This is a genomic window from Pseudomonas sp. MOIL14HWK12:I1, from assembly GCF_000510705.1.
GTDB classification, from domain to species: Bacteria; Pseudomonadota; Gammaproteobacteria; order Pseudomonadales; family Pseudomonadaceae; genus Chryseomonas; species Chryseomonas oryzihabitans.
The window spans coordinates 1,293,724-1,316,684 of sequence record NZ_KI783307.1 but is presented as its reverse complement, the minus strand read 5'-3'; the positions used below and the strand labels follow the sequence as shown (position 1 = coordinate 1,316,684).

Here is a 22,961-nt window from a genome sequence, read left to right as displayed (position 1 = left end):
GCCCTGATGGAAGATTATCTCCTGGCGTTCGCCATGGTCGCCCTGACCGCCCTGTTCATAGGTCTCACTACCGTCGGTCTGGTGGAATTCACCTGATGGCGCTTTGCCGCCTTTTGCGCTGAACATTTGTCCGGCGGCGCAGTCTGCCGCTGTGCATTGATGCCATCACGTTATATGACGTAGCCAGGGACGCCACCATGAAACGCCACGCTTACGCCTTAGCCCTCGTTGCAGCCGCTGTCTGCAGCGCACCCGTTTTCGCCATGGACCAGGATGCCCTGCAGTTCGAGCAGGCCAGCATGGTCGCCTTCAAGAGCTGCGCGAACAAGGCGGTGATCGCCGGAACCCGCATCGGCGATACGGCTCGCTTCTCCGATACCGACAGCTGTGTCGTCCAGGCACTGTCGCAGATCGAGCCGGCCTATCAGAAGGCCCTCACCTCCCTGCAGAACAACGGCACCGCCCGCCGCTGCCTGCAGACCTACTACAGCAACTGGCTGACGCTGATGAAATCCCTGCCGGAGCTGCAGTCCAAGCCGCCGTCCTCCGTGCTGCTGACCGCCAACGGTGGCGAGCGCCGCCTCAACCAGTACTGGCAGTTCGTGGTCAGCGCTCGCTGATCACGTCCGAGCGTCCCGCGGGGAGCCCTGGCTCCCCGCTCGCGTTTCAGCCGATGGCGATATGCCCCGGCTGCGCCGCTACCCGCGCCAGCCAGGCCTGGATGGCCGGATAGTCGTCCAGGCTGAAGCCGCCTTCGTGGGCGACGTGGGTGTAGGCATAGAGCGCGATATCGGCGATCGAGTAGTCCTCGCCGACCAGGAAGGGCGTGCGCTGCAACTGCTGCTCCATCACCCGCAAGGCCTTGTAGCCGCGCACCAGGCAGACCTCGTACTCCTCCCGGCGCTCCGCCGGCAGCCCTTGGTAGAGCTGGATGAAACGCGCCACCGCCACATAGGGTTCGTGACTGTACTGCTCGAAGAATTGCCACTGCAGCACCTGGGTCCGCAGCCGCGGCTCGCTGGGCAGGAAGCGCGTGCCGTCGGCGAGGAAGTTGAGGATGGCATTGGATTCCCACAGGCAGGTGCCGTCTTCCAGCTCCAGCACCGGAATCTTGCCGTTGGGATTCTTCGCCAAAAAGGCTTCGCTCTGCGTCTCGCCAGCGAGGATATCGACCTCGTGCCAGCGATACTCCAGGCCGAGCAGGTGCAGCATCAGCACCACCTTGTAGCAGTTGCCGGAACGACGATCGCCATAGACCTGATACATCTCACAGCTCCTTGTCATGGGGGGGTGGCTTCCCGGATCACGCTGGCCAGGCGCGCAAGGCCCGTATCCAGCCGTTCGGGCAGCACATGGCTGAAATTGAGCCGCAGCAGACCGCGGTGACGATCCGGTTCGGCGAAGAATGGCTCGCCCGGCATGAAGGCGACGTCCTGCGCCAGGGCGGCATCCAGCAGCGTACGGGTATCCAGGGGCGTTTTCAGCCGTAACCAGAAGAACAGTCCACCCTGGGGAATCTGCCAGTCGGCGATGTCGCTGAAATGTCGCGTCAGCGCCCGCGCGAAGCCATCGCGACGCTCACGGTAGAAGGCCCGCACCTCCTCCAGGTGCCGGGCATAACGCTCACTACCCAGCCATTGCAGCACCTGCCACTGGCTCATGCGGCAGGTGTGCAGATCGGCCGCCTGCTTGAGCGCCCGCAGGGGCTTGAGCAGTTCAGGCGAGGCGATCAGGTAGCCCACGCGCAGGCCGGGCAGCAGCGTCTTGGACAGGCTGCCGGTGTGGATCCAGGCGCTGCGCCGGAGTTGGCCGCACAGCGGCCGCGCCGGCGCGCCGTCATAGCTGAGTTCGCGATAGGGCTCGTCCTCGACCAGGGTCACGCCATACTCGTCCAGCAGGGCTGCCACCGCCGCACGGTTGGCTGCGGAATAGCGCACCCCGGAAGGATTCTGGAAGGTCGGGATCAGATAGGCGAAGGCCGGGCGTTGCTCTTCCAGGCGCAGGCGCAAGGCCTCCAGATCCAGGCCCTCCGGCGTCAGGCTGACCTCCAGGCACTCGGCGCCAAAGAACTGGAAGCTCTGCAGCGCCGCCAGGTAGGTCGGGCCCTCCACCAGCACCGGGGTGCCGACGTCGAGATAGAGCTTGGCGATCAGATCCAGGGCCTGCTGCGAACCCGTGGTCACCAGCACCTGGTCCGCCGTGCAGTCCAGGCCATAGGCGCGGGCCTGGGCGGCGATGGCCTCGCGCAGCGCCGGCTCGCCCTCGCTCATGCCGTACTGACCCAGGCCGGCCGGCATCGTGCTCCAGTCCACCGCTGGCAGGCAGCGCTCGGCCGGCAGTCCTCCGGCGAAGGACATCACCTCCGGGCGCTGCGCCGCTGCCAGGATGTCGCGGATCAGGCTGCTCTTGAGTCGGGTCACCCGTTCGGAAAATGCCATCTGCCCTCCTGTGGCCCGTGGCCTGGTAATGAGTCAAACTACTTGACCGACCCTAATCCACTCCGGAAAGACAAGTCAATATGCTTGACCTAAATCAGACCTCCCAGCAGCGCCTGGTCATGGAGACCTTCTTCTTCGGTTACCAGGCGTTCACCGCCAAGGCCGACGATATGCTGGCGCGGCGCGGCCTGAGCCGGGTCCACCAGCGCATCCTGTTCTTCATCGCGCGCGAACCAGGGCTGAGCAACAAGGCGCTGCTGGAGGTGCTCAACGTCAGCAAGCAGGCGTTGAACATTCCGTTGCGGCAGTTGCTGGAAATGCAACTGGTGGCCATGGAGACGGATGCCGCGGACAAGCGCAAGCGACGGCTATCCCTGACCCGGGGTGGCGCCGCCCTGGAGCAGACCCTGAGACGTGAACAGATGCGCTTGGTGCAAGCGGCGCTGGCGTCGGCGGGAGCGGACGCGGCAGAGGGCTGGCTGGCGTTCAATCAGGCCCTGGCCGGCCGCCAGGAGAGCGAGGCCGAAAGCCAGGACAGTTTGACCCCTTCGGTCGACTCCTAGAAACTGTACCGCTGGTTCGTGGCCTCGGTGTACGGATACCGGCCCGAGCGGCCTGGCTAAGCTGGCGCAAAGCCCAGAGATGCCCCTCATGACCGTCGAACTGCTCTCCGCCTTCATGCTCTTCGCCTTCGTCTCCTCCGCCACGCCCGGCCCCAACAACATGATGCTGCTGGCGTCGGGAGTGAATTTCGGCTTTCGGCGGACCCTGCCGCACATGTTCGGCATCAGCCTGGGCCACATGCTGCTGGTCATCTGCACCGGCCTCGGCCTGGGTCAGCTGTTCGTGCTCTATCCGCCGCTGCAGATCGCCTTGCGGGTCCTTGGCGGCGCCTACCTGCTGTATCTGGCCTGGAAGCTGGCCACCGCTTCTGCCCCCACACCGCGGGAGTCGGGCAGCGGCAAACCCTTCGGCTTCTTCCAGGCTGCGGCCTTCCAGTGGGTGAACCCCAAGGCCTGGGTGATGGCCATCGGCGCGGTCACCGCCTATATTCCGGCCGAGAACTTCACCGCCAACCTGTTGCTGGTTGCCCTGCTCTTCGCCCTGATCAACCTGCCCAGCGTCAGCCTCTGGACGCTGTTCGGCATGGGCCTGCGCCGTCTGCTCAGCAGCCCTGCACGGCTGCGGCTGTTCAACTGGAGCATGGCCCTGCTGCTGGTGCTGTCCCTCTATCCCATCCTGTTCGGCCATCACTGAGGTTTTTCGATGCACGCGGCTCCGCAACGCCTTTCCCCGCTGGCCGATACCTCGCCCGCCGCCGTGGTCGCCGGCTTCGTCGCCATGCTGGTGGGCTACACCAGTTCCCTGGTGCTGATGTTCCAGGCCGGCCAGAATGCCGGCCTGAGCAGCGGACAGATCTCCTCCTGGATCTGGGCACTGTCCATCGGCATGGCGCTGACCACCATCGGCCTGTCGCTGAAATACCGCACCCCCATCGTCATCGCCTGGTCGACCCCGGGCGCCGCGCTGCTGGTCACCAGCCTGCCGTCGGTGCCCTACAGCGACGCCATCGGCGCCTTTGTCCTCTGCGCCGTGCTGCTCGCCCTCTGCGGTCTCACCGGCAGCGTCGACCGCCTGCTGCGCCGGGTCCCGCCGGCGCTGGCCGCCGCCCTGCTGGCCGGCATCCTCTTTCGCATCGGCATCGAGATCTGCACCGCGGTCCAGAACCAGACCGCGCTGGTGCTGAGCATGGCCCTGGCCTACCTGGTGGCCAAGCGGTTGTGGCCGCGCTATTGCGTGCTGGTCGCCCTGGTGGCTGGCCTGCTGCTGGCCGCCGGGCTGGGCCTGCTGGACTTCCACAGCCTGCGCCTGGAGCTGGCGGTGCCGGTATGGACCACCCCGACCTTTTCCCTGGCCGCTACCATCGGCATCGCCATCCCGCTGTTCGTGGTGGCCATGGCTTCGCAGAACATGCCCGGTATCGCCGTGCTGCGCACCGATGGCTACGCGGTCCCGGCCTCGCCGCTGATCGCCACCACCGGCCTCGCCTCGCTGCTGCTGGCACCCTTCGGCTCCCATGGCATCAACCTGGCGGCCATCAGCGCGGCGATCTGCACCGGTCCCCAGGCCCATGAGGACGCCAGCAAGCGCTATACCGCGGCGGTCTGGTGCGGACTCTTCTATGGCATCGCCGGGCTGTTCGGCGCCACCCTGGCAGCGCTGTTCGCCTCGCTGCCAGGCGAACTGGTGATCTCGGTAGCCGCCCTGGCGCTGCTCGGCTCCATCATGAACGGCCTGCACGGCGCCCTCGCCGACCCCGGCCAGCGCGAACCGGCACTCATCACCTTTCTGGTCACCGCCTCGGGCCTGACCCTGGGCGGGATCGGCTCGGCCTTCTGGGGCCTGGTCGCCGGTCTTTTGGCCAGTTTGCTACTGACCGCACGCCGCCGTTAGAACCCGCGCCCCTCCTGACGGGTCGGAACTGGATCCTTCCCGTCAGGAGAACACCATGTCCCGTACCAATCGCCAATTCCTGCTCGCCAAACGCCCATCCGGCGAACCCACCGCCGACACCTTCGAGCGCGTCGAGCAGCCGATCGGCGAACCCGGCGCCGGTCAGGTGCTGATCAAGAATCTGTACCTGTCCCTCGACCCGGCCATGCGCGGCTGGATGAACGAGGGCAAGTCCTATATCAAGCCCATCGGCATCGGCGAGGTCATTCGCGCCCTGGGCGTCGGCGAGGTGGTGGCGTCCAACCACCCGGACTTCAAGGTGGGCGATACCGTCAATGGCATGCTCGGCATCCAGGACTATTACCTGGGCGAGCCCCAGGGCTTCTACAAGGTGGACCCCAGCAAGGCCAGCCTGCCCCAGTACCTTTCCGTGCTCGGCATGACCGGCCTGACCGCCTACTTCGGCCTGCTGGAGGTCGGCGAGCCCAAGGCCGGCCAGACCATCGTGGTCTCCGGCGCCGCCGGCGCGGTGGGCAGCATGGTCGGCCAGATCGGCAAGCTCAAGGCCTGCCATGTGGTGGGCATCGCCGGTGGCGCGGAGAAATGCCGCTATCTGATCGAGGAGCTCGGCTTCGACGCCGCCATCGACTACAAGGCAGAACCGGACCTCGCGGCCGCCCTGCAGCGCGAGTGCCCCAACGGTATCGACGTCTATTTCGACAACGTCGGCGGTCCGACCCTCGACGCGGTGCTGGCGCAGATCAATTTCCGCGCACGGGTGGTGCTCTGCGGCGCCATCAGTCAGTACAACAGCGACAAGGTGCAGGGCCCGCAGAACTATCTGGCGCTGCTCAGCAACCGCGCGCGCATGGAAGGCTTCATCGTGCTCGATCACGCCGCTCGCTATGCCGAGGCGCAGAAGCAGTTGGCGATCTGGCTGGCCGACGGCCAGCTCAAATCCCGCGAGCATGTGGTGGAAGGTCTGGATACCTTCCCCGAGACCCTGATGAAGCTGTTCTCCGGCGAGAACTTCGGCAAGCTGGTGCTCAAGGTGTAGGCCCCGCGTCGGAAAGTCGTCACGAGCGGGTCGCGAAAGCGACCCGCCTGGCCTTCAGGCGTCAACTTACAGACGGCCAATCGCCACCATACGCCTAAGTCATTGATTTTAATGGCGCTGAAAGACTGGCACGCTTCTCGCTGTAGAGGGACTATCCGCCAAGGAGAACAGGCATGGTCCCGCCCTCGTCCAACACCATCAATCTCGATCGCGCTCGCCAGCAGCGCAACGCCAACCTGGCCGCCCCCGCCCGCGACAGCGATCCGGCTGTGCTGGGCGCACTGCGTCAGCGGCTGCTCAGCGTCCTGCAGACCTCGCTGGAGCTCGAACGGGTCCTGCAACTCTTCCGGCAGGAGGTTGATACCCTGGTGGACCTGCCCGGCCTCACCTACCGACATGCCGCGGAAGACGTGGCCATCGGCCTGGGCGAAGAACAGGGTCATCAGGTGCACTATCACCTGAGCCAGGGGGACCTGCGTCTGGGCGATCTGACCTTCTACCGTCAGGAGCGCTTCCAGGACAGCGAACTCGGGGCGCTGGAATACCTGCTCGGCAGCCTGCTGTTTCCCCTGCGCAACGCCCTGCTCTACCGCGAGGCCCAGAACAACGCCCTGCGCGATGCCTTGACCGGTGTCGGCAATCGCAGCGCCTTGGATCGTGCCCTGGTGCGGGAACTGGAACTCGCCCGCCGCACCCAGCAGCCGCTGTCGCTGCTGATGCTGGACCTGGATCACTTCAAGCGCATCAACGACAGATTCGGCCACAGCGTCGGTGACGACGTGCTGCGCCAGACCGCCCGCACCCTCGGCAACAGCCTGAGAAGCATGGACATGGTCTTTCGCTTTGGCGGCGAGGAATTCTGTGTACTGCTGTCGGCCACTGGCCATGAAGCGGCGCATATCGTGGCGGAACGCCTGAGAGCGGCGGTGGAGGCCCAGTCGGAGACCGCCGGTGCCATCCCGTTACCGGTCACCCTGAGCCTGGGCCTGGCGACCCTGCGCGACGTCGAGTCTCCGCGCTGCCTGCTGCTGCGCGCGGATCGCGCCCTCTATCAGGCCAAGGCCGAAGGCCGCAATCGATTCTGCAGCCTGGCCTAGCGGTCGCCTGGGACCAGGCGACCTCTCTGCTTAGCGGCGACCGCCCTTGCCGGTACCGCCGCCACTGGGACCACGACGCGGGGCGATGCCCGGCGAGGTACGGCCCTTGCTGACCGGCTTGCGGCCCATTTCGCTGGGACGCTCGGCCACGGCCGACCCCTGGGGCTTGCCGGTCTTGCCCGTCTTGTTGAGCTTGTTGCGCGAACCCCGACCGGCATCGATCGGCCGCGCCGTCTTGCGCTGCTGACGCTCGAGCTTTTCCTTAGTCTTGCCGCCCATGGACGGCAGCGCCACCGGCGGCAGGCCGACTTCGCCCGCGAGGATGTCGATCTCCCCCTGGGTCATCTCGCGCCAGCGCCCGACCGGCAGATCGCTGGTCATGAACACCGGACCGAAACGTACGCGCTTCAACCGGCTCACCACCAGGCCCTGGGATTCCCACAGCCTGCGGACTTCGCGGTTGCGGCCTTCCATCACCACGCAATGGAACCAGTGGTTGAAGCCGTCGCCTTCCGGCGCCTGCTGGACATCGGTGAAGCGCGCCGGGCCGTCTTCGAGGATCACCCCGTTCTTCAGGCGCAGCAGCATCTCTTCGGTCACCTCGCCCCGTACCCGTACCGCGTACTCGCGGTCCATCTGGTAGGACGGGTGCATCAGCCGGTTGGCCAGTTCGCCATCGGTGGTGAACAGCAGCAGGCCGGTGGTATTGATATCCAGGCGACCGACATTGATCCAGCGGCCCTGCTTGGGCTTGGGCAGGCGGTCGAAGACGGTGGGTCGGCCTTCGGGATCGTCACGGGTGCAGATCTCGCCTTCGGGCTTGTTATAGATCAGCACGCGGCGTACCACTTCCTCGGCCTGGTCGCGCTTGAGCAGGCGACCGTCCACCGCGATGGCGTCCTTGGGCATGACGCGCAGGCCCAGGGGCGCGACCACGCCGTTGACCTTGATGCGGCCTTCGCCGATCCAGGCCTCGACGTCGCGACGAGAGCCGACGCCCAGGCGCGACAGCACCTTCTGCAGCTTTTCGCCAGCCGGCGCGGGTGCGCTTTCTTCGAGGATTTCGTTTGGGGGATTCTTGTCGAGGGTCATCAGGCACCTCCCGGTGTAGTGGACGACAAAGGCGCCACGGAACGGGCGCCAGGAAAAAGACAGGGGCGCATGATAGCGCCCCTGCTCGCGCCAGCCTAGCGAGTGTGGTGTCTCAGAAGTTGACTGCACAATTTTGGCGGCGCTTTTTCGGCTATGGCGGCGTTGCCACTCCTCGCCATAGCCCTGCTATGACTCGTACCGGCGCCTAGCCATAGCCAAAAAATCACTCGCCAATTCTTGCGCGAACTTCAGAGACACCGCACTAGCCTGGCGGGTGACGGATGGCCGCAGTGTCAGTCCAGTGTGGCCAGGGCGTCGCGGCACAGCTGCTCGACGCGGTTCCAGTCCTTGGCCTTCACCACGTCGCCGGGCAGCATCCAGCTGCCGCCGACGCACAGCAGGTTGGGCTGCTGGAAGTAGTTCTTCACGTTGCCCGGGTTGACGCCGCCGGTGGGGCAGAACTTGAGTTCGGCGAAGGGACCGGCAAAGGCCTTGAGCGCATCCACGCCGCCATAGACGTTGGCAGGAAACAGCTTGAAGCGGCGATAACCCAGGCGGTAAGCCTGCATGATCTCCGAGGGCGTGGCGATGCCGGGCAGCAGCGGGATGGGCGCCGATACCCCGGCCTGGAGGATCTCCTCGGTGGTGCCCGGGGTGACGATGAACTGGGCGCCGGCCTCGACCGCGGCGTCGAACATCCGCACGTCCAGCACGGTGCCCACACCGACATCCAGCTCGGGACGTTCCTGGCGCAGCAGGCGCACCGCGTCCAGCCCGTGGGCCGATCTCAGGGTGATTTCCAAGGCGGTCAGTCCCCCCGCAGCCATGGCGTCGGCGAACGGCAGCACGTCAGCGGGATCGTTGATCACGATCACCGGCAGGATCCGCGCGCGGGCGCACAGGGCATCTAGGGTCGCGATCTTGTTCTGCATGTCCAAAACTCAACTCCTCGTCAGGGGCACCAAAAGACGACCAGGGGTTCGCGCAGGAACGCCTTGATCGGAGTGGCCAGCTCGTCGCCCTCGGCCAGAGCGGTTTCCAGCACCTGTCGCTTGCCTGCGCCCTGGATGGCGAGGATCTGTTGCCGCGCGCGGCTCAGGTAGGCACGGCTCAGAGTGATGCGGGTCTGGGGCGCGGACGGTGCCACGCCGAGAAAGCTGAGGCGCTCGCTGGCCGGGTCCAGGGCCTCTTCCAGGCCGGGACTGCCGGGGAACAGCGAGGCGGTATGGGCGTCGTCACCCATGCCCAGCACCAGCACATCGGGCGTCGCCAGGGCGTCGCGCAACCGGGCTTCGGTCAGGGCCATGCCCTCTTCCGTGGAGCTGGCCGGGCTGTAGAGGTCGACGAAGCCGGCCGCGGCGGCAGGCCCCTGGAACAGGTGCTTGCGCAGCAGACCGGCATTGCTGTCCGGATGGTCAGCGGGTACCCAGCGCTCGTCCGCCAGGGTCACCAACACCCTGGACCAGTCCAGCTCGGCCTGGGCCAGGCGCTCCAGAAAGGGCACCGGACTGCGACCGCCGGAGACGATCAGCAGCGCCCCGCCGCGGGCCGCCAGGGCTTCGCGCAGCGCGGTGGTAACGGTCTCGGCCAGCGCCGCGGCGTGGGCGTCGCGGTCAGGCAGTTCGCGCAGGGTCACGCCCTGCCCCAGATCAGACGTCGCCATACCAGGATCTCCCGTCTCGTGCGATCAGTGCGATGGAGGTCAGCGGACCCCAGCTGCCGGCGGCATAGGACTTGGGCGAATCGCCCATCTTCGACCAGCCATCCATCAGCTGGTCGCACCATTTCCAGGCCGCCTCGATCTCGTCCTTGCGGACGAACAGCGACTGGTTGCCCTGCATGACTTCCAGCAGCAGTCGCTCATAGGCATCCGGCGTGCGCAGGTGCTTGAAGGTCTCGGAGAAGTTGAGCTGCAGCGGACCGCTGCGCAGCTGCATGCCCTTGCGCAGGCCCTGATCCTTGCTCATCACCTGCAGCGAGATGCCCTCGTCCGGCTGGATGCGGATGATCAGGCGGTTGCTGATCAGGCTGCGCTGCTCAGGAGCGAAGATGTAGTGCGGTGGTTCCTTGAAATGGATGACGATCTGCGAAAGCTTCTGCGGCATGCGCTTGCCGGTGCGCAGGTAGAAAGGCACGCCGGACCAGCGCCAGTTGCGGATGTCCGCCCGGATGGCGACAAAGGTCTCGGTGCGGCTCTCGGTGTTGGAATTGGGCTCTTCCAGATAGCCCGGCACCGGCTTGCCGTCGCTGTAGCCGGAGGTGTACTGACCCAGGACCACCCGGCTGGCGAGCTGGTCGGCGGTGATGGGCTCCAGCGCCTTGAGCACCTTGACCTTCTCGTCGCGGATGCTGTCGGCGGAAAGATCCGCCGGTGGATCCATGGCGGTCAGGCAGAGCAGTTGCAGCAGGTGGTTCTGCACCATGTCGCGCAGCTGGCCGGCCTGGTCGAAGTAGCCCCAGCGACCCTCGATGCCGACCTTCTCGGCCACGGTGATCTCCACGTGGGAGATGTAGTTCTGGTTCCACTGGGTCTCGAACAGGCTGTTGGCGAAACGCAGGGCGATGAGGTTCTGGACGGTTTCCTTGCCCAGGTAGTGGTCGATGCGATAGACGCGGTCTTCGGGAAAGAAGCGCGCCACCGCATCGTTGACCACCTTGGAGGATTCCAGGTCGTAGCCGATGGGCTTTTCCATCACCACCCGGGTGCGCTCGCACAGGCCGACGGCGGCGAGGTTCTCGCAGATGGCGCTGTAGACCAGCGCCGGGGTGGCGAAATAGGCGATCAGCGGCGACGTCTCACCCACATCCTCGGCAAGTCCCGTATAGTCTTCGCGATTGCGGAAATCGATGGCGCGATAGCCGAGACGACCACGCATCCGGGTCCATACCGCTTCGTCCCAATCGGCCTTGGGCACATAGTGGCGCAGGCGCTCCTCGATGTGCTCCAGCTGCTTGACCCCATCGCCCTGGTCACGCGCCAGCGCCATGATGCGGGTATCCTCGTGCAGCAGACCTTCACGATCCAGCTGATACAGGGCAGGGAAAAGTTTGCGCAGGGCCAGATCGCCCAACGCGCCGAAGATTGCCAGGGTACAGGGTAGAACTCGGACGCCAGCCATAAATATTCGTTCTTTTACTTAAAGTTTGAGATATTCCAGCACCATCATAGGGGAGCCGGGGCGATTCGCGTAGTCTTTATATTAAAAAATACGGCGCAGGGGTAAGCCCGGCCCACACCTTTTATAGCCTTAGGATAGAGGCACAACAACCACTAGGAGTTCTCATGGATCGTGCCAGCACCCTGCTGCAAACCATCCAGACCCGTATCGGCGAACTCAACCGCGCAGAACGCAAGGTCGCCGAGGTCATTCTGCAGAATCCCCGGCAGGCCACCCGCTACACCATCGCCGCCCTGGCCCAGGCGGCCCAGGTCAGCGAGCCCACCGTCAACCGCTTCTGCCGTTCCCTGGGCGTGAGCGGCTATCCGGAAATGAAGATCCAGCTGGCGCAAAGCATCGCCAGTGGCGCGGTCTATGTCAGCCAGGCGGTGGAAGCCAACGACGAACCCGAGGCCTACGCGGAAAAGATCTTCAGCAGCACCATCGCCTCGCTGGACAGCGCCCGCCAGCGCCTGGACGCCCGCACCGTGGATCGCGCGGTCGATCTGATGATCCAGGCGCGGCAGATCCACTTCTTCGGCCTGGGTGCCTCGGCGCCCGTGGCCCTCGACGCCCAGCACAAGTTCTTTCGCTTCAACATGGCGGTGTCGGCGCATTCGGACGTGCTGATGCAGCGGATGCTCGCCTCCATCGCCAGGACCGGAGATCTCTTCGTGATCATCTCCTACACCGGCCGCACCCGCGAACTGGTGGACGTGGCCAAGCTGGCCCGCGACAACGGCGCCTCGGTGCTCGGCCTCACCGCCAGCAACACCCCGCTGGCCAAGGTCTGCACCCACAGCCTGGACATTCCGCTGCCGGAAGACACCGACATCTACATGCCCATGACCTCGCGGATCATCCAGCTCACCGTGCTGGACATCCTGGCTACCGGGGTCACGCTCAAGCGCGGCGTGGACTTCCAGCCGCACCTGCGCAAGGTCAAGGAAAGTCTGGTCGCGACCCGCTATCCCTCGGAGCCCGACCAGGGCTGACGCGCGCTGCCCGTTCGTGTGCTCCAGTCCCCTGGAGCACGTCGTCCTTCAAATATCGTCGCGGTGGCTGAACAGGTCCCAGGTCGACATGAACAGCGCGGCGATCAGCGGGCCGATGACGAAGCCGTTGAGGCCGAACAGCGACATGCCGCCGATGGTGGAGATCAGCACCACGTAGTCGGGCATCTTGGTGTCCTTGCCGACCAGGATGGGGCGCAGCAGGTTGTCCACCAGGCCGATCACCACCACGGCGAAGACGATCAGGATCACACCCTTGATCACCGCTCCCGTGGCCAGGAAGTAGATGGCCACCGGTACCCAGATCAGCGCCGAGCCCACCGCGGGCAACAGCGAGAGGAAGGCCATCAGGGTGCCCCAGAGCACCGCGCCCTGCACACCCAGCACGCCGAGGATGAAGCCGCCCAGGGCGCCCTGCACCACGGCCACGATGATGTTGCCCTTGACCGTGGCGCGCACCACGGCGGTGAACTTGGCCATCAGGCTGCGCTTGTGCATGTCGCTCAGCGGAATGGCCTTGCGGATCAGCGCCACCAGCTGCGAACCGTCGCGCAGCAGGAAGAACAGCAGATAGAGCATCACGCCGAAGCCGATCAGGAACTGGAAGGTGCCCTGCCCGAAGCTGAAGGCCTGGGTGGCGACCCACTGGCTGCCCTGCATGGCACCAGCGGAGAGCTTCTGGCGGATGCCGTCCAGGTCACCGGCACCAAAGCGCTGCAGGACGCTGCGTACCGAATCCGGCAAGGCGCCCCAGATCTGTTGGTAGTACTGGCCGAAGTTGAGCTGACCGCTGCTGATCTGCTGATACAGCAGCGAGCCTTCCTGGACCAGGGAAATGGCGATGAACACCACCGGCAGGATGACGATGAGCAGGATCACGAACAGGGTGCAGAGCGCCCCGAGGTTGCGCCTGTTGTTGAAGCGGCGGACGAACCAGCGCTGCAGCGGGGCGAACAGGATGGCGAGGATGGCGCCCCAGAACACCGCCCCCAGGAACGGGGTGAGGATCCAGACGAAGGCCAGTGAGACCACCACCAGCAGGATCAGGAACGTCTTGTTTTCCAGCCGAGCACTTTTCATTGGCTTTCGCGATTCCAAACAAGGATGACAGGCCTTGCTTAGAGCCTCGGAAGCCGTGGGGTTCCCGTGAGCACCCCCAACTCGACCTGAAGAGGCGCGCCGGAGAACCCGACGCGCCGGCGATCATACACGGAACTGGCGAACCAATCCGTCCAGCCGCTCGCCCAGACCGACCATGCCGGCAGTACTCTGGGCACCCTGTTGAGCCCCCTGGGCCATGCTGTCCACGGCACCGGCGATGGTATGGACGCTGCGATTGATCTCCTCCGCCACCGCTGTCTGCTCTTCCGCCGCACTGGCGATCTGGGTGTTCATGGCATTGATGGTGGCGATCAATTCGCTGATGGCAGCCAGGGCTGTCCCCGCCTGCTCGGCCTGGGCCGTAGTGGCCTCGCCCATGCCTCCCGAGCGCTCCATGGCACCCACCGCACGGCCAGTGGCCTGCTGCAGACGATCGATCATGCCCTGGATTTCCTGGGTGCTCTGCTGCGTCCGGCTGGCCAGCGCGCGTACTTCGTCGGCGACCACGGCGAAGCCGCGACCGGCCTCACCGGCCCGAGCCGCTTCGATGGCAGCGTTGAGTGCCAACAGATTGGTCTGTTCGGCAATGGCGCGGATCACGTCCAGTACGCCGACGATGGCGCCGACGTCCTGCTTGAGGCCATCGAGGGAGACGCTGCTCTGGCGTACCTCCTCGACCAGCTCGTGGATGCGCGCCACGCTGGTGGCCACCGTCTCCCGGGCCAGCCGGCCCTTCTCCTCGGTCTGGCGGGTGGCTTCGGAGGCCCGCAGGGCGCTGCTCGCCACCTCCTGTGCCGCGGCGGACATCTGGTTGATGGCGGTCGCCACCTGATCGGTTTCGCTGCGCTGACGCTGCATGTCGCGATCGGTGCGCTGGGCCTGCTGGGCCACATCGTCAAGCAGACCGGTGAACTGGTGGGTGATGTCGACGACCTGGGCGATGGTGCCCTGGATGCGATCGACGAAGCGATTGAAGGCAGCGGCGAGTTCACCGATCTCGTCACGCCCGTTGACCGGCAGGCGGCGGGTCAGATCACCCTCGCCGGCGGCGATGTCATCGAGGTTCTCGCGAATCTGCGCCAGGGGCCTGAGGGTCCGGGCGGCAAAAAGTTGCGCGGCGATACCTATCACCACCAGCAGCACGCCGGAGGTACCGAAGATTAGCCAGAGCTGGTCCTGGGTACGCTTGGCGACCTGGTCGGCCACGGCGGCGACCTCGGCCTCCACGCCATCCAGGTTCACCGCGGAACCGATCACCAGATCCCACTTGGGCAGGTAGTCGGTATAGGCGAGCTTGGGCACCAGCACGTCCTTGTTGCCCGGCAGCGAAGAGCTGTAGCGACTGAAATGCGAGCCATCCTTGCCGACCCGGACCAGTTCCTGGTTGAGGTAGACGCCGCTGGGATCGCGATTGTCCTTGAAGCTCTTGCCGATCCCGGCCGGGTCGTTGCCCTTGAACAGGCGGACCACGTTGGAATCGTAGCCGAAGATATAGCCATCCTTGCCGTAGCTGATGGCGGACAGCAGGCGGATGGCCTCCTGGCGCGCCTCGGTATCACCCGCGGCGGCCTTGTCGTACAGCGGCTTGACCACGGTCATGGCCGCTTCCACGGTGTTCTGCAGGCCGTTGCGACTCTGCACCATCAGCCGCTCGCGGGCATCGGCGACGTCCTTGAGCGCCTGCTCGTGCAAGACCCAGTAAGACAGACCACCCAGCACGAGCGTGAACAGGCAGACGGGCAGGACCGCCAGAAAGGTGACTTTAAGTTTGAGGCTCACGAGGTTCTCCTTGATTGCAAGAGCTGATGCCGTTATCGGCATCGCGCTGCAGAACTTGACCGAGAAGTCACCTCGTAGACGCTGTGCGCACCGGCGCCGGAAGGCGGATGACCACCGCCAGCCCACCCAGCCGGGAAGTCTCAAGGGCGAGGGTTCCACCGCAACCTTCGACGATGTCCTTGGCGATCCCCAGCCCCAGGCCATGACCGGCCACCGCCTCGTCCAGCCGGGAACCCCGCTCGAGGATGGCCTCGCGCTGCGCCTCCGGCACGCCGGGTCCGTCGTCCTCGATCCTGATCAGATAGCCCTCTTCCCGCTGCGCCACCTCCAGCCGAACCTGCCGATCCGCCCACTTTCCGGCATTGTCCAGCAGGGTACCGAACAGCTCCAGCAGGTCTTCCCGGTCCCAGGGCAGGCGCAGTCCTTCGGGCAGATGGCAGTCGAACCGCAGGTGCTCGCCATGCAGGCGATTGAGCAGCCGGCAGAGCTCGCGCAGTTCGGCGGCATCCAGATGAGCGCCTGGCAGGGCCTCGCCGGCTAGCCGGGCGCGGCGCAACTCCCGCTCCAGCCGCTGGCGGATACGCGCCAGTTGCTCGCGCAAGACCTCGCGCTGCTCGGGCAGTGCCTGGAGCTCGGGACGCTCGGCCAGGCTGGTGAGCACCGCCAGCGGCGTCTTGAGCGCATGCCCCAGGTTGCCGATGCCATGCCGCGCGCGCTTCAGGCCGTCCTCGGTATGGCGCAGCAAGGCGTTCATCTCCTCCACCAGCGGCGCAAGCTCGATGGGCACGCCGGCGTCCAGCGTCGAACGGCGCCCCTGATGCAGCTGGGCGATCTGCTCGCGCACCTGGTCCAGCGGGCGCAGTGCCCGGCGCACGATCAGCCGTTGCAGCAGAAGGACCAGCAGCAGGGTCGCCAGCCCCAGCAGGGCACCGAACGCGAGGATGCGCGTCAGGTTGGTCAACAGCGGGTTGTAGTCGTCGGCCACCACGACGCTTACCGTCTGGCCATAGCGCTGGTAGTCAGCGCGGTAGGTGAGCAATCGCTGGCCGCTGGGGCCGTCCGCCAGGGTCTCGCTCAGGCCACTCCTGGGCGGCGCTTCCAGTTGCGCGTCCCACAGGGAGCGCGAGCGCCAGCGGATATCCAGCGCCGGGATCTCGATGAGGAAATAGCGACCGGACAGCGGGCGGGTGTAGAGGCTGCCCAGGCGGCCCTCGTCCAGTTGCAGGCCATGGGGCCCACGTACCAGGGCGGCGAGCAGATTTTCCGTCTCGCCGCGCAGCCCGGTCTCCAGATAGCGGCGCAAGGCGTGGTCCACCAGCCAGGCGCCCCCGAGGACCAGCACCAGGCCCGCCACCAGCAGAATGGCCACCAGCCCGACCCTGAGGCGGGCCTGGATGGACCTCAATCGACACCGCCCAGGCGATAGCCCTGGCCGCGCCGCGTCTCGATGACTTCGCGCCCCAGCTTGCGCCGCAGGTGATTGACGTGCACCTCGATGACATTGGAGTCGCGCTCGCTCTCGCCGTCGTAGAGGTGGTCGTTCAGGCGCGTCTTGGAAAGGATCTGCCCGGGATGCAGCAGGAAACAGCGCAGCAGACGGAATTCCGCGGCGCTCAGGGAGATGGTTTCGCTGCCACGCACCACGCACTGGCGCGCCTCGTCCAGCGCGAGTCCGGCGGCCTGCAGGAGCGGCTGGTTGGCCACGCCGCGAACCCGCCGCAGCAAGGCGGCGATGCGCAGGCCCAGCTCTTCGGGGTGAAAGGGTTTGGTGAGGTAGTCGTCGGCACCGGCCTTGAGACCGTCGATGCGCTCCGCCCAGCTGTCGCGGGCGGTCAGAATCAGGACCGGCGTCGCCAGCGCCTTTGCGCGCCACTCGCTGAGCACCTCGAGCCCTGGCCGCCCCGGCAGGCCGAGATCGAGCACGATGAGGTCATAGGGCTCCTGAGCACCCTGCCAGGCAGCGTCGCGGCCATCGGCGAGCCAGTCCACGGCATAGCCCTGGCGGGCAAGGAACGCCGAAATTTCGTCGGCCAGGGCGACATCGTCTTCCACCAGCAACAGGCGCATCTAGTCGTCCACCTCGTCCTTCATGATGGCGCCATCCATCGCGCCAATTTCCAGTTCGCGGACGACATCGCCGACGAGGATCTCGATCTCGTAGCGATACTGACCGTCTTCTTCTTCCAGTTCGGCTTCCAGCAGCCGAGCCTGGGGATAGCGTTCGTTGACCCGCTGCAAGAGGGTCTCCAGCGGGCGGATAACCCCCTCCTTGCGCAGCTTGAGGGCCTCGTCCTGATCCAGGTCGCGGGCCTGGATCAGCGGCGAGACGCTGCCGAGCAGCAAGAGTCCGGCGAGGACAACGGTCAGTCGTCGCGCTGATCTTTCAGGACTTCGCCGGTGGTGGCGTCGAGTTCCAGATCCCATTTCACACCTTTGGGGTCACGCAGTTCCAGTTGATAGATGTAGCGACCGTATTCTTCTTCCAGTTCGGTCTCGTGGGTGGTCGAGCCCGGATGCTTGGCGATGGCGGCCTGGTTGAGCACCTCGAAGCTCTTGATCTTGCCGCTGTCACGCAGCTTGAGGGCTTCGTCGGGGCCGAGATCGCGGGCCTGGGCAACGCCCATACCGGTGAGCAAGAGGGTGGCGGTCGCAAGGGCGGTAAGCTTTTTCATGGTGATGCCTCTGGTTGCTGTCTGAACGGTTTCCAGAGTAGCCATCGGCCATTAATCGAAACTTAAACGCCGCTTAAGCCAAGCTTAATCGGATCGGACCGCGCCAGATCGCTTCGGTATCCAGGACCTCGCCCTTCTGCGTCACCCGTAGTTGGCCTGCGCGAGCCAGCTCCCGTGCCACCTCGCGCAGGGGCTCCATTAGTGGTCGCCAGTCCGCCGCAAGGTCGCGCGCAACTTCCGAAGGACAGAAGGTGGTCCCTGGGCGGCGCGCCCGTGCCTTGGCCAGCAAGGCTTCGCGCAACTGTGCGTCGGTCGGCTCGAGCGCTGTCATGAGAACCGGGTCCTGTTTCCTGGAGTCCACCGTTTCGACCAGGAAATCGTCGGTGCAGTCATGACCTCTCGCTCGAAACCCTCCAAAGTAATGCAACGCCTCGCCCAGACCGACCTGCCCATCTCCGCCGATGAGCGTGACGACACCGGTACCGCCCTCTGCACCCCCCTGCCGCCCGACCTCAACTACGTCGACGACAGCCAGCCGGGTCTGAGCCGGCGCAAGCTGCGTGGCAAATGGGCCTACTTCACCCCCGCTGGCGAGCGCATCCGCGACCAGGCGGAAGTCGAGCGGATCAACAAGCTGGCCATCCCGCCGGCCTATACCGACGTCTGGATCTGTCCGGACGCCAACGGCCATCTGCAGGCCACCGGACGCGACGCCCGCGGTCGCAAGCAGTATCGCTACCACCCGCGCTGGCGCGAGATCCGTGATACCGACAAGTACGAGCGGATGCTGGCCTTCGGGCAGGCCCTGCCCAAGCTGCGGCAGCGGGTGGAAGAGGATCTCGCCCGCCGCGGCCTCTGTCGGGAAAAGGTCATGGCCACGGTCATCAGCCTGCTCGACGCGACGCTGATCCGGGTCGGCAACGCCCAGTATGCCAAGAGCAACAAGTCCTATGGCCTTACCACGCTGCGCAACCGGCACGCCGAGGTGCATGGCAACACCATCGCCTTCCACTTCCGCGGCAAGAGCGGGGTGGAGCACGACATCAAGGTCAGCGATCCGCGGCTGGCGCGCACCGTGAAGAAGTGCCTGGAGCTGCCCGGCCAGCACCTTTTCCAGTATGTGGACGGTGATGGCGAACGCCATACCGTGACCTCGTCGGACGTCAACGCCTACCTGCACGAACTCACCGGCGCCGACTTCACCGCCAAGGACTATCGCACCTGGGCGGGCAGCGCCCTTGCCCTGGAAGCCTTGCGCGAATTGCGCTGCGAGACCCAGACCGATGCCAAGAAGGAACTGGTGGACATGGTCAAGGCCGTTTCCCGCACCCTGGGCAATACCCCGGCGGTCTGCCGCAAGTGCTACATCCATCCCGGGGTGCTGGATGCCTTCCTCGCCGGTGACCTCTGCACCCTGCCCAAACCGCGCAAGCGCAAGGGGCTGAAGGAAGAAGAGGTGCTGCTGCTCAACTTCCTGCAACGGCTGGAAGAGCGGATGGCGGAGACCCAGGCGGCCTGACAGGGTCGCGCCCTTCCCTGCCTCTTGCTTGGGGCAGGGAACATTCTGCGGCAAAACCCGACCCTGCTGGCCTAGCGTGATTCATCCCGCGCGCCCTGATGACGCTACTGCACTTGTTATGTTATAACTTTTGCACGTTATCCAAGGCTCGATCATGGCATCCCCGCGCGCTTCCCTTCTACTGCTCTCCGTACCCGCCCGCCTGCTGCTCGCCAGCATTCCCCTGGTCGCCCTGTGGCTGGCCGTGCTCTGGGCGGTCGCCCTGCCATGAGCGCGGCCATCGAACTCCAGGACCTGACCCTGGCCTATCAGCGACATCCGGCCATCCATCATCTCAGTGGCTGCTTCCGGACCGGCAGCCTCACCGCCATCGTCGGCCCCAATGGCGCCGGCAAGTCCACCCTGCTCAAGGCCATCGCCGGCACCCTGAGACCCGTCAGTGGCCGGGTCAGCCGCGCGGTGCCGCAACGCCGTCTGGGCTACCTGCCCCAGGCCGCCGAGATCGACCGCAGCTTTCCCCTCAGCGTGCTGGAAACCGTGGTGCTGGGCGCCTGGCGCGGCCTGGGCCTCTGGCGCGGGGTGACCGCCGCCCACCGGGAGGAAGCGGCCAGGGCGCTGCAGGCGGTCGGTCTCGAAGGCCTGGAGGACCGCCTGGTCGGCGCTCTCTCGTCCGGGCAATTCCAGCGGGTACTGTTCGCCCGCCTGCTGTTGCAGGACGCTCCCGTGCTGCTGCTGGACGAGCCTTTCACCGCCATCGATGCGCGCACCACCGCAGACCTGCTGACCATCGTCCGCCGCTGGCATGGCCAAGGCCGCACGGTGATCGCCGTGCTGCACGATCTGGAGCAGGTTCGCCAGCACTTTCCCGAGACCCTGCTGCTGGCCCGGGAAGCCATCGCCTGGGGCGACACCGATCAGGTGCTGGTCAGCGAGCATCTGGCCCGCGCGCGCAATCTCGCCGAACGCTGGGACGCCAACGCGGCGGTCTGTGAACGCGCATGACTCTCTATCAATTCCTCGTCGAACCCTTCGTCGAATTCGGCTTCATGCGCCGCGCCCTGGTGGCCTGCCTGGCCCTGGCGCTGGGCGCCGGTCCGGTGGGTGTCCTGCTGATGCTCAGGCGCATGAGTCTGGTGGGCGATGCCATGAGTCATGCCGTGCTGCCAGGCGCAGCCCTGGGCTTCATGGTCGCCGGGCTGTCGCTGCCGGCCATGGGCATCGGCGGGATGCTCGCCGGCCTGCTGGTGGCCGGTCTCGCCGGCCTGGTCAGCCGCTTCACCAGCCAGCGCGAGGACGCCAGTTTCGCCAGCTTCTATCTGATGTCCCTGGCCGCCGGGGTGCTGATCGTGTCACTGCACGGCTCCAGCGTGGATCTGCTGCACGTGCTGTTCGGCACCATCCTGGCCATCGACGCCACGGCGCTCTATCTGGTCGCCGGCATCGCCACCCTGTCGCTGCTGGTGCTGGCGGTGATCTACCGGCCGCTGGCGCTGGAGTGCTTCGATCCGGGCTTCCTGCGCGCCGTGGGTGGTCGCGGTTCGCTCTATCACCTGCTGTTTTTGCTGCTGGTGGTGCTCAACCTGGTCGCCGGCTTCCAGGCCCTGGGCACCCTGATGGCGGTGGGTCTGATGATGCTGCCGGCCACCGCGGCGCGCTTCTGGGCCAACAGCCTGCCCGGGCTGATGGCGGTAGCCAGCCTGATCGCCAGCCTCAGCGGCCTGATCGGCCTGGTGCTGTCCTACCACCTTGGCTGCGCCTCGGGTCCGGCCATCGTCCTCACTGCGGGTGGCTGCTACCTCCTGTCCCTGCTGTTCGGTCGCCTGGGTCTCTACCGGCGACTGCGCCCCCGCCCCCACCTCACCCACTGAAAGGAGTCACCATGAAATCCCTGTTCTCCCTGGGCGCTGCCCTCCTGCTCGCCGCTGCCGGCCAGGCCCAGGCCGCACCGGTCAAGGCCGTCGCCACCTTTACCGTGATCGCCGACGTGGTCAAACAGGTCGGTGGCGATCAGGTGCAGGTCTCCTCCCTGGTCGGTCCCAATGGCGATCCCCATGCCTATGAACCGACGCCCACCGATGCCCAGGCGCTGAAGCAGGCCGATGTGGTGTTCATGAGCGGCCTGCACCTGGAAGGCTGGATGGACCGCCTGATCAAGGCCTCCGGCCAGGCGCGCCCGCCGGTGGTGCTCAGTGAGGGGATCAAGACCCGCGAGATGGCGGAAGACGAGGATGAACATGGCAACGCGGACCATGATCACGACCATGGCGGTATCGATCCCCATGTCTGGAACAACCCGCTGAACGTGGTCGTCTACACCCGCAACGTGGTGAAGGCGCTGTCCGCGGTGGATCCGGCGGACGCGGCCACCTTCAAGGCCAACGGCGATCGCTACATCGCCGAACTGGAAGCCCTGGATCGCTATGCCCGCGAGCAGATCGGCCAGGTACCCAAGGCCAAACGCAAGGTACTGACCTCCCATGATGCCTTCGGCTACTTCGCCGACGCCTATGGCGTGACCTTCATCTCGCCGCTGGGGCTATCGACCGAAGCCGAGGCGTCCGCCCAGGACGTCGCCAAGCTGATCCGCCAGATCAAGCAGGAGCATGTCGCCACCTACTTCTTCGAGAACTCCAACGATCCGCGCCTGGTACAGCAGATCGCCAAGGCCAGCGGCGCCCAGCCGGGTGGCGAGCTGTACGTCGAAGCCCTGTCTCCGGCGGACGGCCCGGCGCCCACCTATGCCGCCATGTTCCGCTACAACGTGGATACCCTGGTCAAGGCGATGAAGGGCGGGCATTGAGGCTCTCTGGTAGGTTGGGTTGAGTGCAGCGAAGCCCAACAGAACGAGGCTCGAGTTCCCCGATGTCGGGCTTCGACGATGGGACCGCCTCAACCCGACCTACGCCGCACCGGTGGCTAGACCACCGGCACCTCCTCGAGGTGAAGGTATTCCGCGCCCAGGCGCCGAGCCAGTTCCCCTGCCCGTCCCAGGCGCAGTGGTCCCAACTCGATATCCAGCACCCGGATGGGACAGTCCGGTAGGGCCAACCCCTCCAGCTCACGCAGACGTCCATCGGTGACCAGCAGCAGCTGGCATTCCTCGCCGGGGTGTTGCCGCCGACGGCTCGTCAACCAGGCCTGAGCTTCCACCAGTCCCGCCAGCAAAGGCGTTCCGCCTCCCGCGCCCAGCTGCTCCAGCCATGCCTGAAGGGCCTGCCCGCTACGCTGGCCCTGGAAAGACCATTCGGGTCGCGCCCCCGCCGTCTGCAGGACCGCGACCCTGACCCGCTGGCGATAGGCCTGCTCGAACCAGTCGGCCAGCAGCCCCTTGGCCTGGGCCAGGGCACCGTGGCGGCGGGTGGACGCGGAGTGATCGAGGATCACCAGCCAAAGCTGGGCCGGACGCTGCCGGCGTGGTTGCCGGAGGAGATCACCCGCGCGACGGGGACGCCCGCGGAGCAGCGTCGGCACCCAGGCAACAGGGCCTTCGGTACCCGGCGAACGCGCGCCCTGGCGACCGCCTGCGGCCTTGCCCGTCCCGCTTCGGGCATCGCGATCCAGGGTGCCGGATGATCGGATGC

25 protein-coding genes and 1 pseudogene are annotated in these 22,961 nt (G+C 66.0%); 11 read left to right on the top strand and 15 right to left on the bottom strand.

What is annotated here, in order from left to right; translation table 11 throughout:
• Positions 1-197 precede the first annotated feature (197 nt).
• Entirely contained in the window at positions 198-620 is a 423-nt protein-coding gene (locus PSEK12I1_RS0116100; protein WP_235389917.1) for a hypothetical protein, read from the top strand.
• A gap of 46 nt (positions 621-666) precedes the next feature.
• On the opposite strand, the gene PSEK12I1_RS0116095 is transcribed toward PSEK12I1_RS0116100, so the two are convergent.
• A complete protein-coding gene (locus tag PSEK12I1_RS0116095; protein WP_027602219.1) occupies positions 667-1,266 on the bottom strand; it encodes a glutathione S-transferase family protein in 600 nt (199 codons plus the stop codon).
• Between the two features lie 14 nt (positions 1,267-1,280).
• Positions 1,281-2,438 (bottom strand): PLP-dependent aminotransferase family protein, encoded by a 1,158-nt coding sequence (locus tag PSEK12I1_RS0116090; RefSeq protein WP_027602218.1) that lies wholly within the window; start codon positions 2,436-2,438, stop codon positions 1,281-1,283.
• A gap of 80 nt (positions 2,439-2,518) precedes the next feature.
• Here PSEK12I1_RS0116090 and PSEK12I1_RS0116085 point away from each other — a divergent pair, with 80 nt between their 5' ends.
• The 5 genes from PSEK12I1_RS0116085 (at position 2,519) to PSEK12I1_RS0116065 (ending at position 7,046) form a co-directional block, all read left to right on the top strand.
• Positions 2,519-3,001, top strand: a complete 483-nt coding sequence (locus PSEK12I1_RS0116085) for a MarR family winged helix-turn-helix transcriptional regulator (protein WP_027602217.1) — start codon at positions 2,519-2,521, stop codon at positions 2,999-3,001.
• A gap of 88 nt (positions 3,002-3,089) precedes the next feature.
• Complete coding sequence (locus PSEK12I1_RS0116080; protein ID WP_027602216.1) at positions 3,090-3,695, top strand: LysE family translocator; 606 nt, start codon at positions 3,090-3,092, stop codon at positions 3,693-3,695.
• 9 nt (positions 3,696-3,704) lie between these two features.
• Positions 3,705-4,892: a benzoate/H(+) symporter BenE family transporter gene (locus tag PSEK12I1_RS0116075; RefSeq protein WP_027602215.1), complete on the top strand. Its 1,188-nt coding sequence runs from the start codon at positions 3,705-3,707 to the stop codon at positions 4,890-4,892.
• A 55-nt stretch (positions 4,893-4,947) separates the two neighbouring features.
• Positions 4,948-5,949, top strand: a complete 1,002-nt coding sequence (locus tag PSEK12I1_RS0116070; protein ID WP_007158455.1) for an NADP-dependent oxidoreductase — start codon at positions 4,948-4,950, stop codon at positions 5,947-5,949.
• A 173-nt stretch (positions 5,950-6,122) separates the two neighbouring features.
• Positions 6,123-7,046, top strand: a complete 924-nt coding sequence (locus PSEK12I1_RS0116065; protein WP_027599487.1) for a GGDEF domain-containing protein — start codon at positions 6,123-6,125, stop codon at positions 7,044-7,046.
• Between the two features lie 30 nt (positions 7,047-7,076).
• Here PSEK12I1_RS0116065 and rluB read toward each other — a convergent pair whose 3' ends face one another.
• The 4 genes from rluB to zwf all read right to left on the bottom strand — a co-directional run bounded on the left by rluB (position 7,077) and on the right by zwf (position 11,257).
• Entirely contained in the window at positions 7,077-8,138 is a 1,062-nt protein-coding gene (rluB, locus tag PSEK12I1_RS23860; protein WP_042133979.1) for a 23S rRNA pseudouridine(2605) synthase RluB, read from the bottom strand.
• Between the two features lie 293 nt (positions 8,139-8,431).
• Positions 8,432-9,070, bottom strand: coding sequence for a bifunctional 4-hydroxy-2-oxoglutarate aldolase/2-dehydro-3-deoxy-phosphogluconate aldolase (locus PSEK12I1_RS0116055; RefSeq protein WP_042134440.1), 639 nt, complete (start codon positions 9,068-9,070; stop codon positions 8,432-8,434).
• Positions 9,071-9,090: 20 nt separating this feature from the next.
• A complete protein-coding gene (pgl, locus tag PSEK12I1_RS0116050) occupies positions 9,091-9,801 on the bottom strand; it encodes a 6-phosphogluconolactonase (protein ID WP_027602214.1) in 711 nt (236 codons plus the stop codon).
• Entirely contained in the window at positions 9,788-11,257 is a 1,470-nt protein-coding gene (zwf, locus tag PSEK12I1_RS0116045) for a glucose-6-phosphate dehydrogenase (protein WP_027602213.1), read from the bottom strand. The genes pgl and zwf overlap by 14 nt, the downstream gene beginning before the upstream one ends.
• A 164-nt stretch (positions 11,258-11,421) precedes the next feature.
• On the opposite strand from zwf, the gene PSEK12I1_RS0116040 reads away from it, so the two are divergent.
• On the top strand, positions 11,422-12,291 hold the full coding sequence (locus tag PSEK12I1_RS0116040) for a MurR/RpiR family transcriptional regulator (RefSeq protein ID WP_007158461.1): 870 nt from the start codon (positions 11,422-11,424) through the stop codon (positions 12,289-12,291).
• Positions 12,292-12,339: 48 nt separating this feature from the next.
• Here PSEK12I1_RS0116040 and PSEK12I1_RS0116035 read toward each other — a convergent pair whose 3' ends face one another.
• The 8 genes and pseudogenes from PSEK12I1_RS0116035 to PSEK12I1_RS0116005 form a co-directional block, all read right to left on the bottom strand.
• Positions 12,340-13,389, bottom strand: coding sequence for an AI-2E family transporter (locus PSEK12I1_RS0116035; protein ID WP_027599490.1), 1,050 nt, complete (start codon positions 13,387-13,389; stop codon positions 12,340-12,342).
• A gap of 123 nt (positions 13,390-13,512) precedes the next feature.
• A complete protein-coding gene (locus PSEK12I1_RS25375) occupies positions 13,513-14,268 on the bottom strand; it encodes a methyl-accepting chemotaxis protein (RefSeq protein WP_371099739.1) in 756 nt (251 codons plus the stop codon).
• A 102-nt stretch (positions 14,269-14,370) separates the two neighbouring features.
• Positions 14,371-15,231 (bottom strand): annotated as a pseudogene (locus PSEK12I1_RS25370) (cache domain-containing protein); the annotation flags it as partial.
• Between the two features lie 25 nt (positions 15,232-15,256).
• Positions 15,257-16,594: a sensor histidine kinase gene (locus PSEK12I1_RS0116025; protein ID WP_027602211.1), complete on the bottom strand. Its 1,338-nt coding sequence runs from the start codon at positions 16,592-16,594 to the stop codon at positions 15,257-15,259.
• Complete coding sequence (locus PSEK12I1_RS0116020; protein WP_007158465.1) at positions 16,591-17,256, bottom strand: response regulator transcription factor; 666 nt, start codon at positions 17,254-17,256, stop codon at positions 16,591-16,593. The genes PSEK12I1_RS0116025 and PSEK12I1_RS0116020 overlap by 4 nt, the downstream gene beginning before the upstream one ends.
• A complete protein-coding gene (locus PSEK12I1_RS0116015) occupies positions 17,257-17,532 on the bottom strand; it encodes a PepSY domain-containing protein (protein ID WP_007158466.1) in 276 nt (91 codons plus the stop codon).
• A gap of 20 nt (positions 17,533-17,552) precedes the next feature.
• Positions 17,553-17,861 (bottom strand): PepSY domain-containing protein, encoded by a 309-nt coding sequence (locus tag PSEK12I1_RS0116010; RefSeq protein ID WP_007158467.1) that lies wholly within the window; start codon positions 17,859-17,861, stop codon positions 17,553-17,555.
• A gap of 73 nt (positions 17,862-17,934) precedes the next feature.
• A complete protein-coding gene (locus PSEK12I1_RS0116005; protein ID WP_027602210.1) occupies positions 17,935-18,192 on the bottom strand; it encodes a DUF3253 domain-containing protein in 258 nt (85 codons plus the stop codon).
• A gap of 90 nt (positions 18,193-18,282) precedes the next feature.
• Between PSEK12I1_RS0116005 and PSEK12I1_RS0116000 the strand changes: the two genes are divergently transcribed.
• The 4 genes from PSEK12I1_RS0116000 to PSEK12I1_RS0115980 all read left to right on the top strand — a co-directional run bounded on the left by PSEK12I1_RS0116000 (position 18,283) and on the right by PSEK12I1_RS0115980 (position 22,180).
• Positions 18,283-19,380 carry a DNA topoisomerase IB gene (locus PSEK12I1_RS0116000; RefSeq protein WP_027602209.1) on the top strand — a complete coding sequence of 366 codons (1,098 nt, stop codon included), beginning with the start codon at positions 18,283-18,285 and terminating at the stop codon, positions 19,378-19,380.
• Positions 19,381-19,647: 267 nt separating this feature from the next.
• A complete protein-coding gene (gene aztA, locus PSEK12I1_RS0115990) occupies positions 19,648-20,382 on the top strand; it encodes a zinc ABC transporter ATP-binding protein AztA (RefSeq protein ID WP_027602208.1) in 735 nt (244 codons plus the stop codon).
• Complete coding sequence (locus PSEK12I1_RS0115985) at positions 20,379-21,248, top strand: metal ABC transporter permease (protein WP_007158472.1); 870 nt, start codon at positions 20,379-20,381, stop codon at positions 21,246-21,248. Before aztA ends, PSEK12I1_RS0115985 begins: the two co-directional genes overlap by 4 nt.
• 11 nt (positions 21,249-21,259) lie before the next feature.
• A complete protein-coding gene (locus PSEK12I1_RS0115980) occupies positions 21,260-22,180 on the top strand; it encodes a metal ABC transporter substrate-binding protein (RefSeq protein WP_027599496.1) in 921 nt (306 codons plus the stop codon).
• 116 nt (positions 22,181-22,296) lie between these two features.
• On the opposite strand, the gene PSEK12I1_RS0115975 is transcribed toward PSEK12I1_RS0115980, so the two are convergent.
• Positions 22,297-22,941, bottom strand: a complete 645-nt coding sequence (locus PSEK12I1_RS0115975) for a VWA domain-containing protein (RefSeq protein ID WP_037007024.1) — start codon at positions 22,939-22,941, stop codon at positions 22,297-22,299.
• Positions 22,942-22,961: the final 20 nt, after the last annotated feature.

Excerpts from the sequence above, each read along its gene's own strand:
- PSEK12I1_RS0115980 (WP_027599496.1), top strand. The coding sequence starts at position 21,260 with ATGAAATCCCTGTTCTCCCTGGGCGCTGCCCTCCTGCTCGCCGCTGCC.
- PSEK12I1_RS0116095 (WP_027602219.1), bottom strand. The coding sequence starts at position 1,266 with ATGTATCAGGTCTATGGCGATCGTCGTTCCGGCAACTGCTACAAGGTG.
- PSEK12I1_RS0116055 (WP_042134440.1), bottom strand. The coding sequence starts at position 9,070 with ATGCAGAACAAGATCGCGACCCTAGATGCCCTGTGCGCCCGCGCGCGG.
- PSEK12I1_RS0116035 (WP_027599490.1), bottom strand. The coding sequence starts at position 13,389 with ATGAAAAGTGCTCGGCTGGAAAACAAGACGTTCCTGATCCTGCTGGTG.
- pgl (WP_027602214.1), bottom strand. The coding sequence starts at position 9,801 with ATGGCGACGTCTGATCTGGGGCAGGGCGTGACCCTGCGCGAACTGCCT.
- PSEK12I1_RS0115985 (WP_007158472.1), top strand. The coding sequence starts at position 20,379 with ATGACTCTCTATCAATTCCTCGTCGAACCCTTCGTCGAATTCGGCTTC.
- PSEK12I1_RS0116075 (WP_027602215.1), top strand. The coding sequence starts at position 3,705 with ATGCACGCGGCTCCGCAACGCCTTTCCCCGCTGGCCGATACCTCGCCC.
- PSEK12I1_RS0116005 (WP_027602210.1), bottom strand. The coding sequence starts at position 18,192 with ATGACAGCGCTCGAGCCGACCGACGCACAGTTGCGCGAAGCCTTGCTG.
- PSEK12I1_RS0116065 (WP_027599487.1), top strand. The coding sequence starts at position 6,123 with ATGGTCCCGCCCTCGTCCAACACCATCAATCTCGATCGCGCTCGCCAG.
- PSEK12I1_RS0116070 (WP_007158455.1), top strand. The coding sequence starts at position 4,948 with ATGTCCCGTACCAATCGCCAATTCCTGCTCGCCAAACGCCCATCCGGC.
- PSEK12I1_RS0116100 (WP_235389917.1), top strand. The coding sequence starts at position 198 with ATGAAACGCCACGCTTACGCCTTAGCCCTCGTTGCAGCCGCTGTCTGC.
- PSEK12I1_RS25375 (WP_371099739.1), bottom strand. The coding sequence starts at position 14,268 with ATGCAGCGTCAGCGCAGCGAAACCGATCAGGTGGCGACCGCCATCAAC.
- PSEK12I1_RS0116020 (WP_007158465.1), bottom strand. The coding sequence starts at position 17,256 with ATGCGCCTGTTGCTGGTGGAAGACGATGTCGCCCTGGCCGACGAAATT.
- PSEK12I1_RS0116080 (WP_027602216.1), top strand. The coding sequence starts at position 3,090 with ATGACCGTCGAACTGCTCTCCGCCTTCATGCTCTTCGCCTTCGTCTCC.
- PSEK12I1_RS0116090 (WP_027602218.1), bottom strand. The coding sequence starts at position 2,438 with ATGGCATTTTCCGAACGGGTGACCCGACTCAAGAGCAGCCTGATCCGC.
- PSEK12I1_RS0116040 (WP_007158461.1), top strand. The coding sequence starts at position 11,422 with ATGGATCGTGCCAGCACCCTGCTGCAAACCATCCAGACCCGTATCGGC.
- zwf (WP_027602213.1), bottom strand. The coding sequence starts at position 11,257 with ATGGCTGGCGTCCGAGTTCTACCCTGTACCCTGGCAATCTTCGGCGCG.
- aztA (WP_027602208.1), top strand. The coding sequence starts at position 19,648 with ATGAGCGCGGCCATCGAACTCCAGGACCTGACCCTGGCCTATCAGCGA.
- PSEK12I1_RS0116000 (WP_027602209.1), top strand. The coding sequence starts at position 18,283 with ATGCAACGCCTCGCCCAGACCGACCTGCCCATCTCCGCCGATGAGCGT.
- rluB (WP_042133979.1), bottom strand. The coding sequence starts at position 8,138 with ATGACCCTCGACAAGAATCCCCCAAACGAAATCCTCGAAGAAAGCGCA.
- PSEK12I1_RS0116085 (WP_027602217.1), top strand. The coding sequence starts at position 2,519 with ATGCTTGACCTAAATCAGACCTCCCAGCAGCGCCTGGTCATGGAGACC.
- PSEK12I1_RS0116010 (WP_007158467.1), bottom strand. The coding sequence starts at position 17,861 with ATGAAAAAGCTTACCGCCCTTGCGACCGCCACCCTCTTGCTCACCGGT.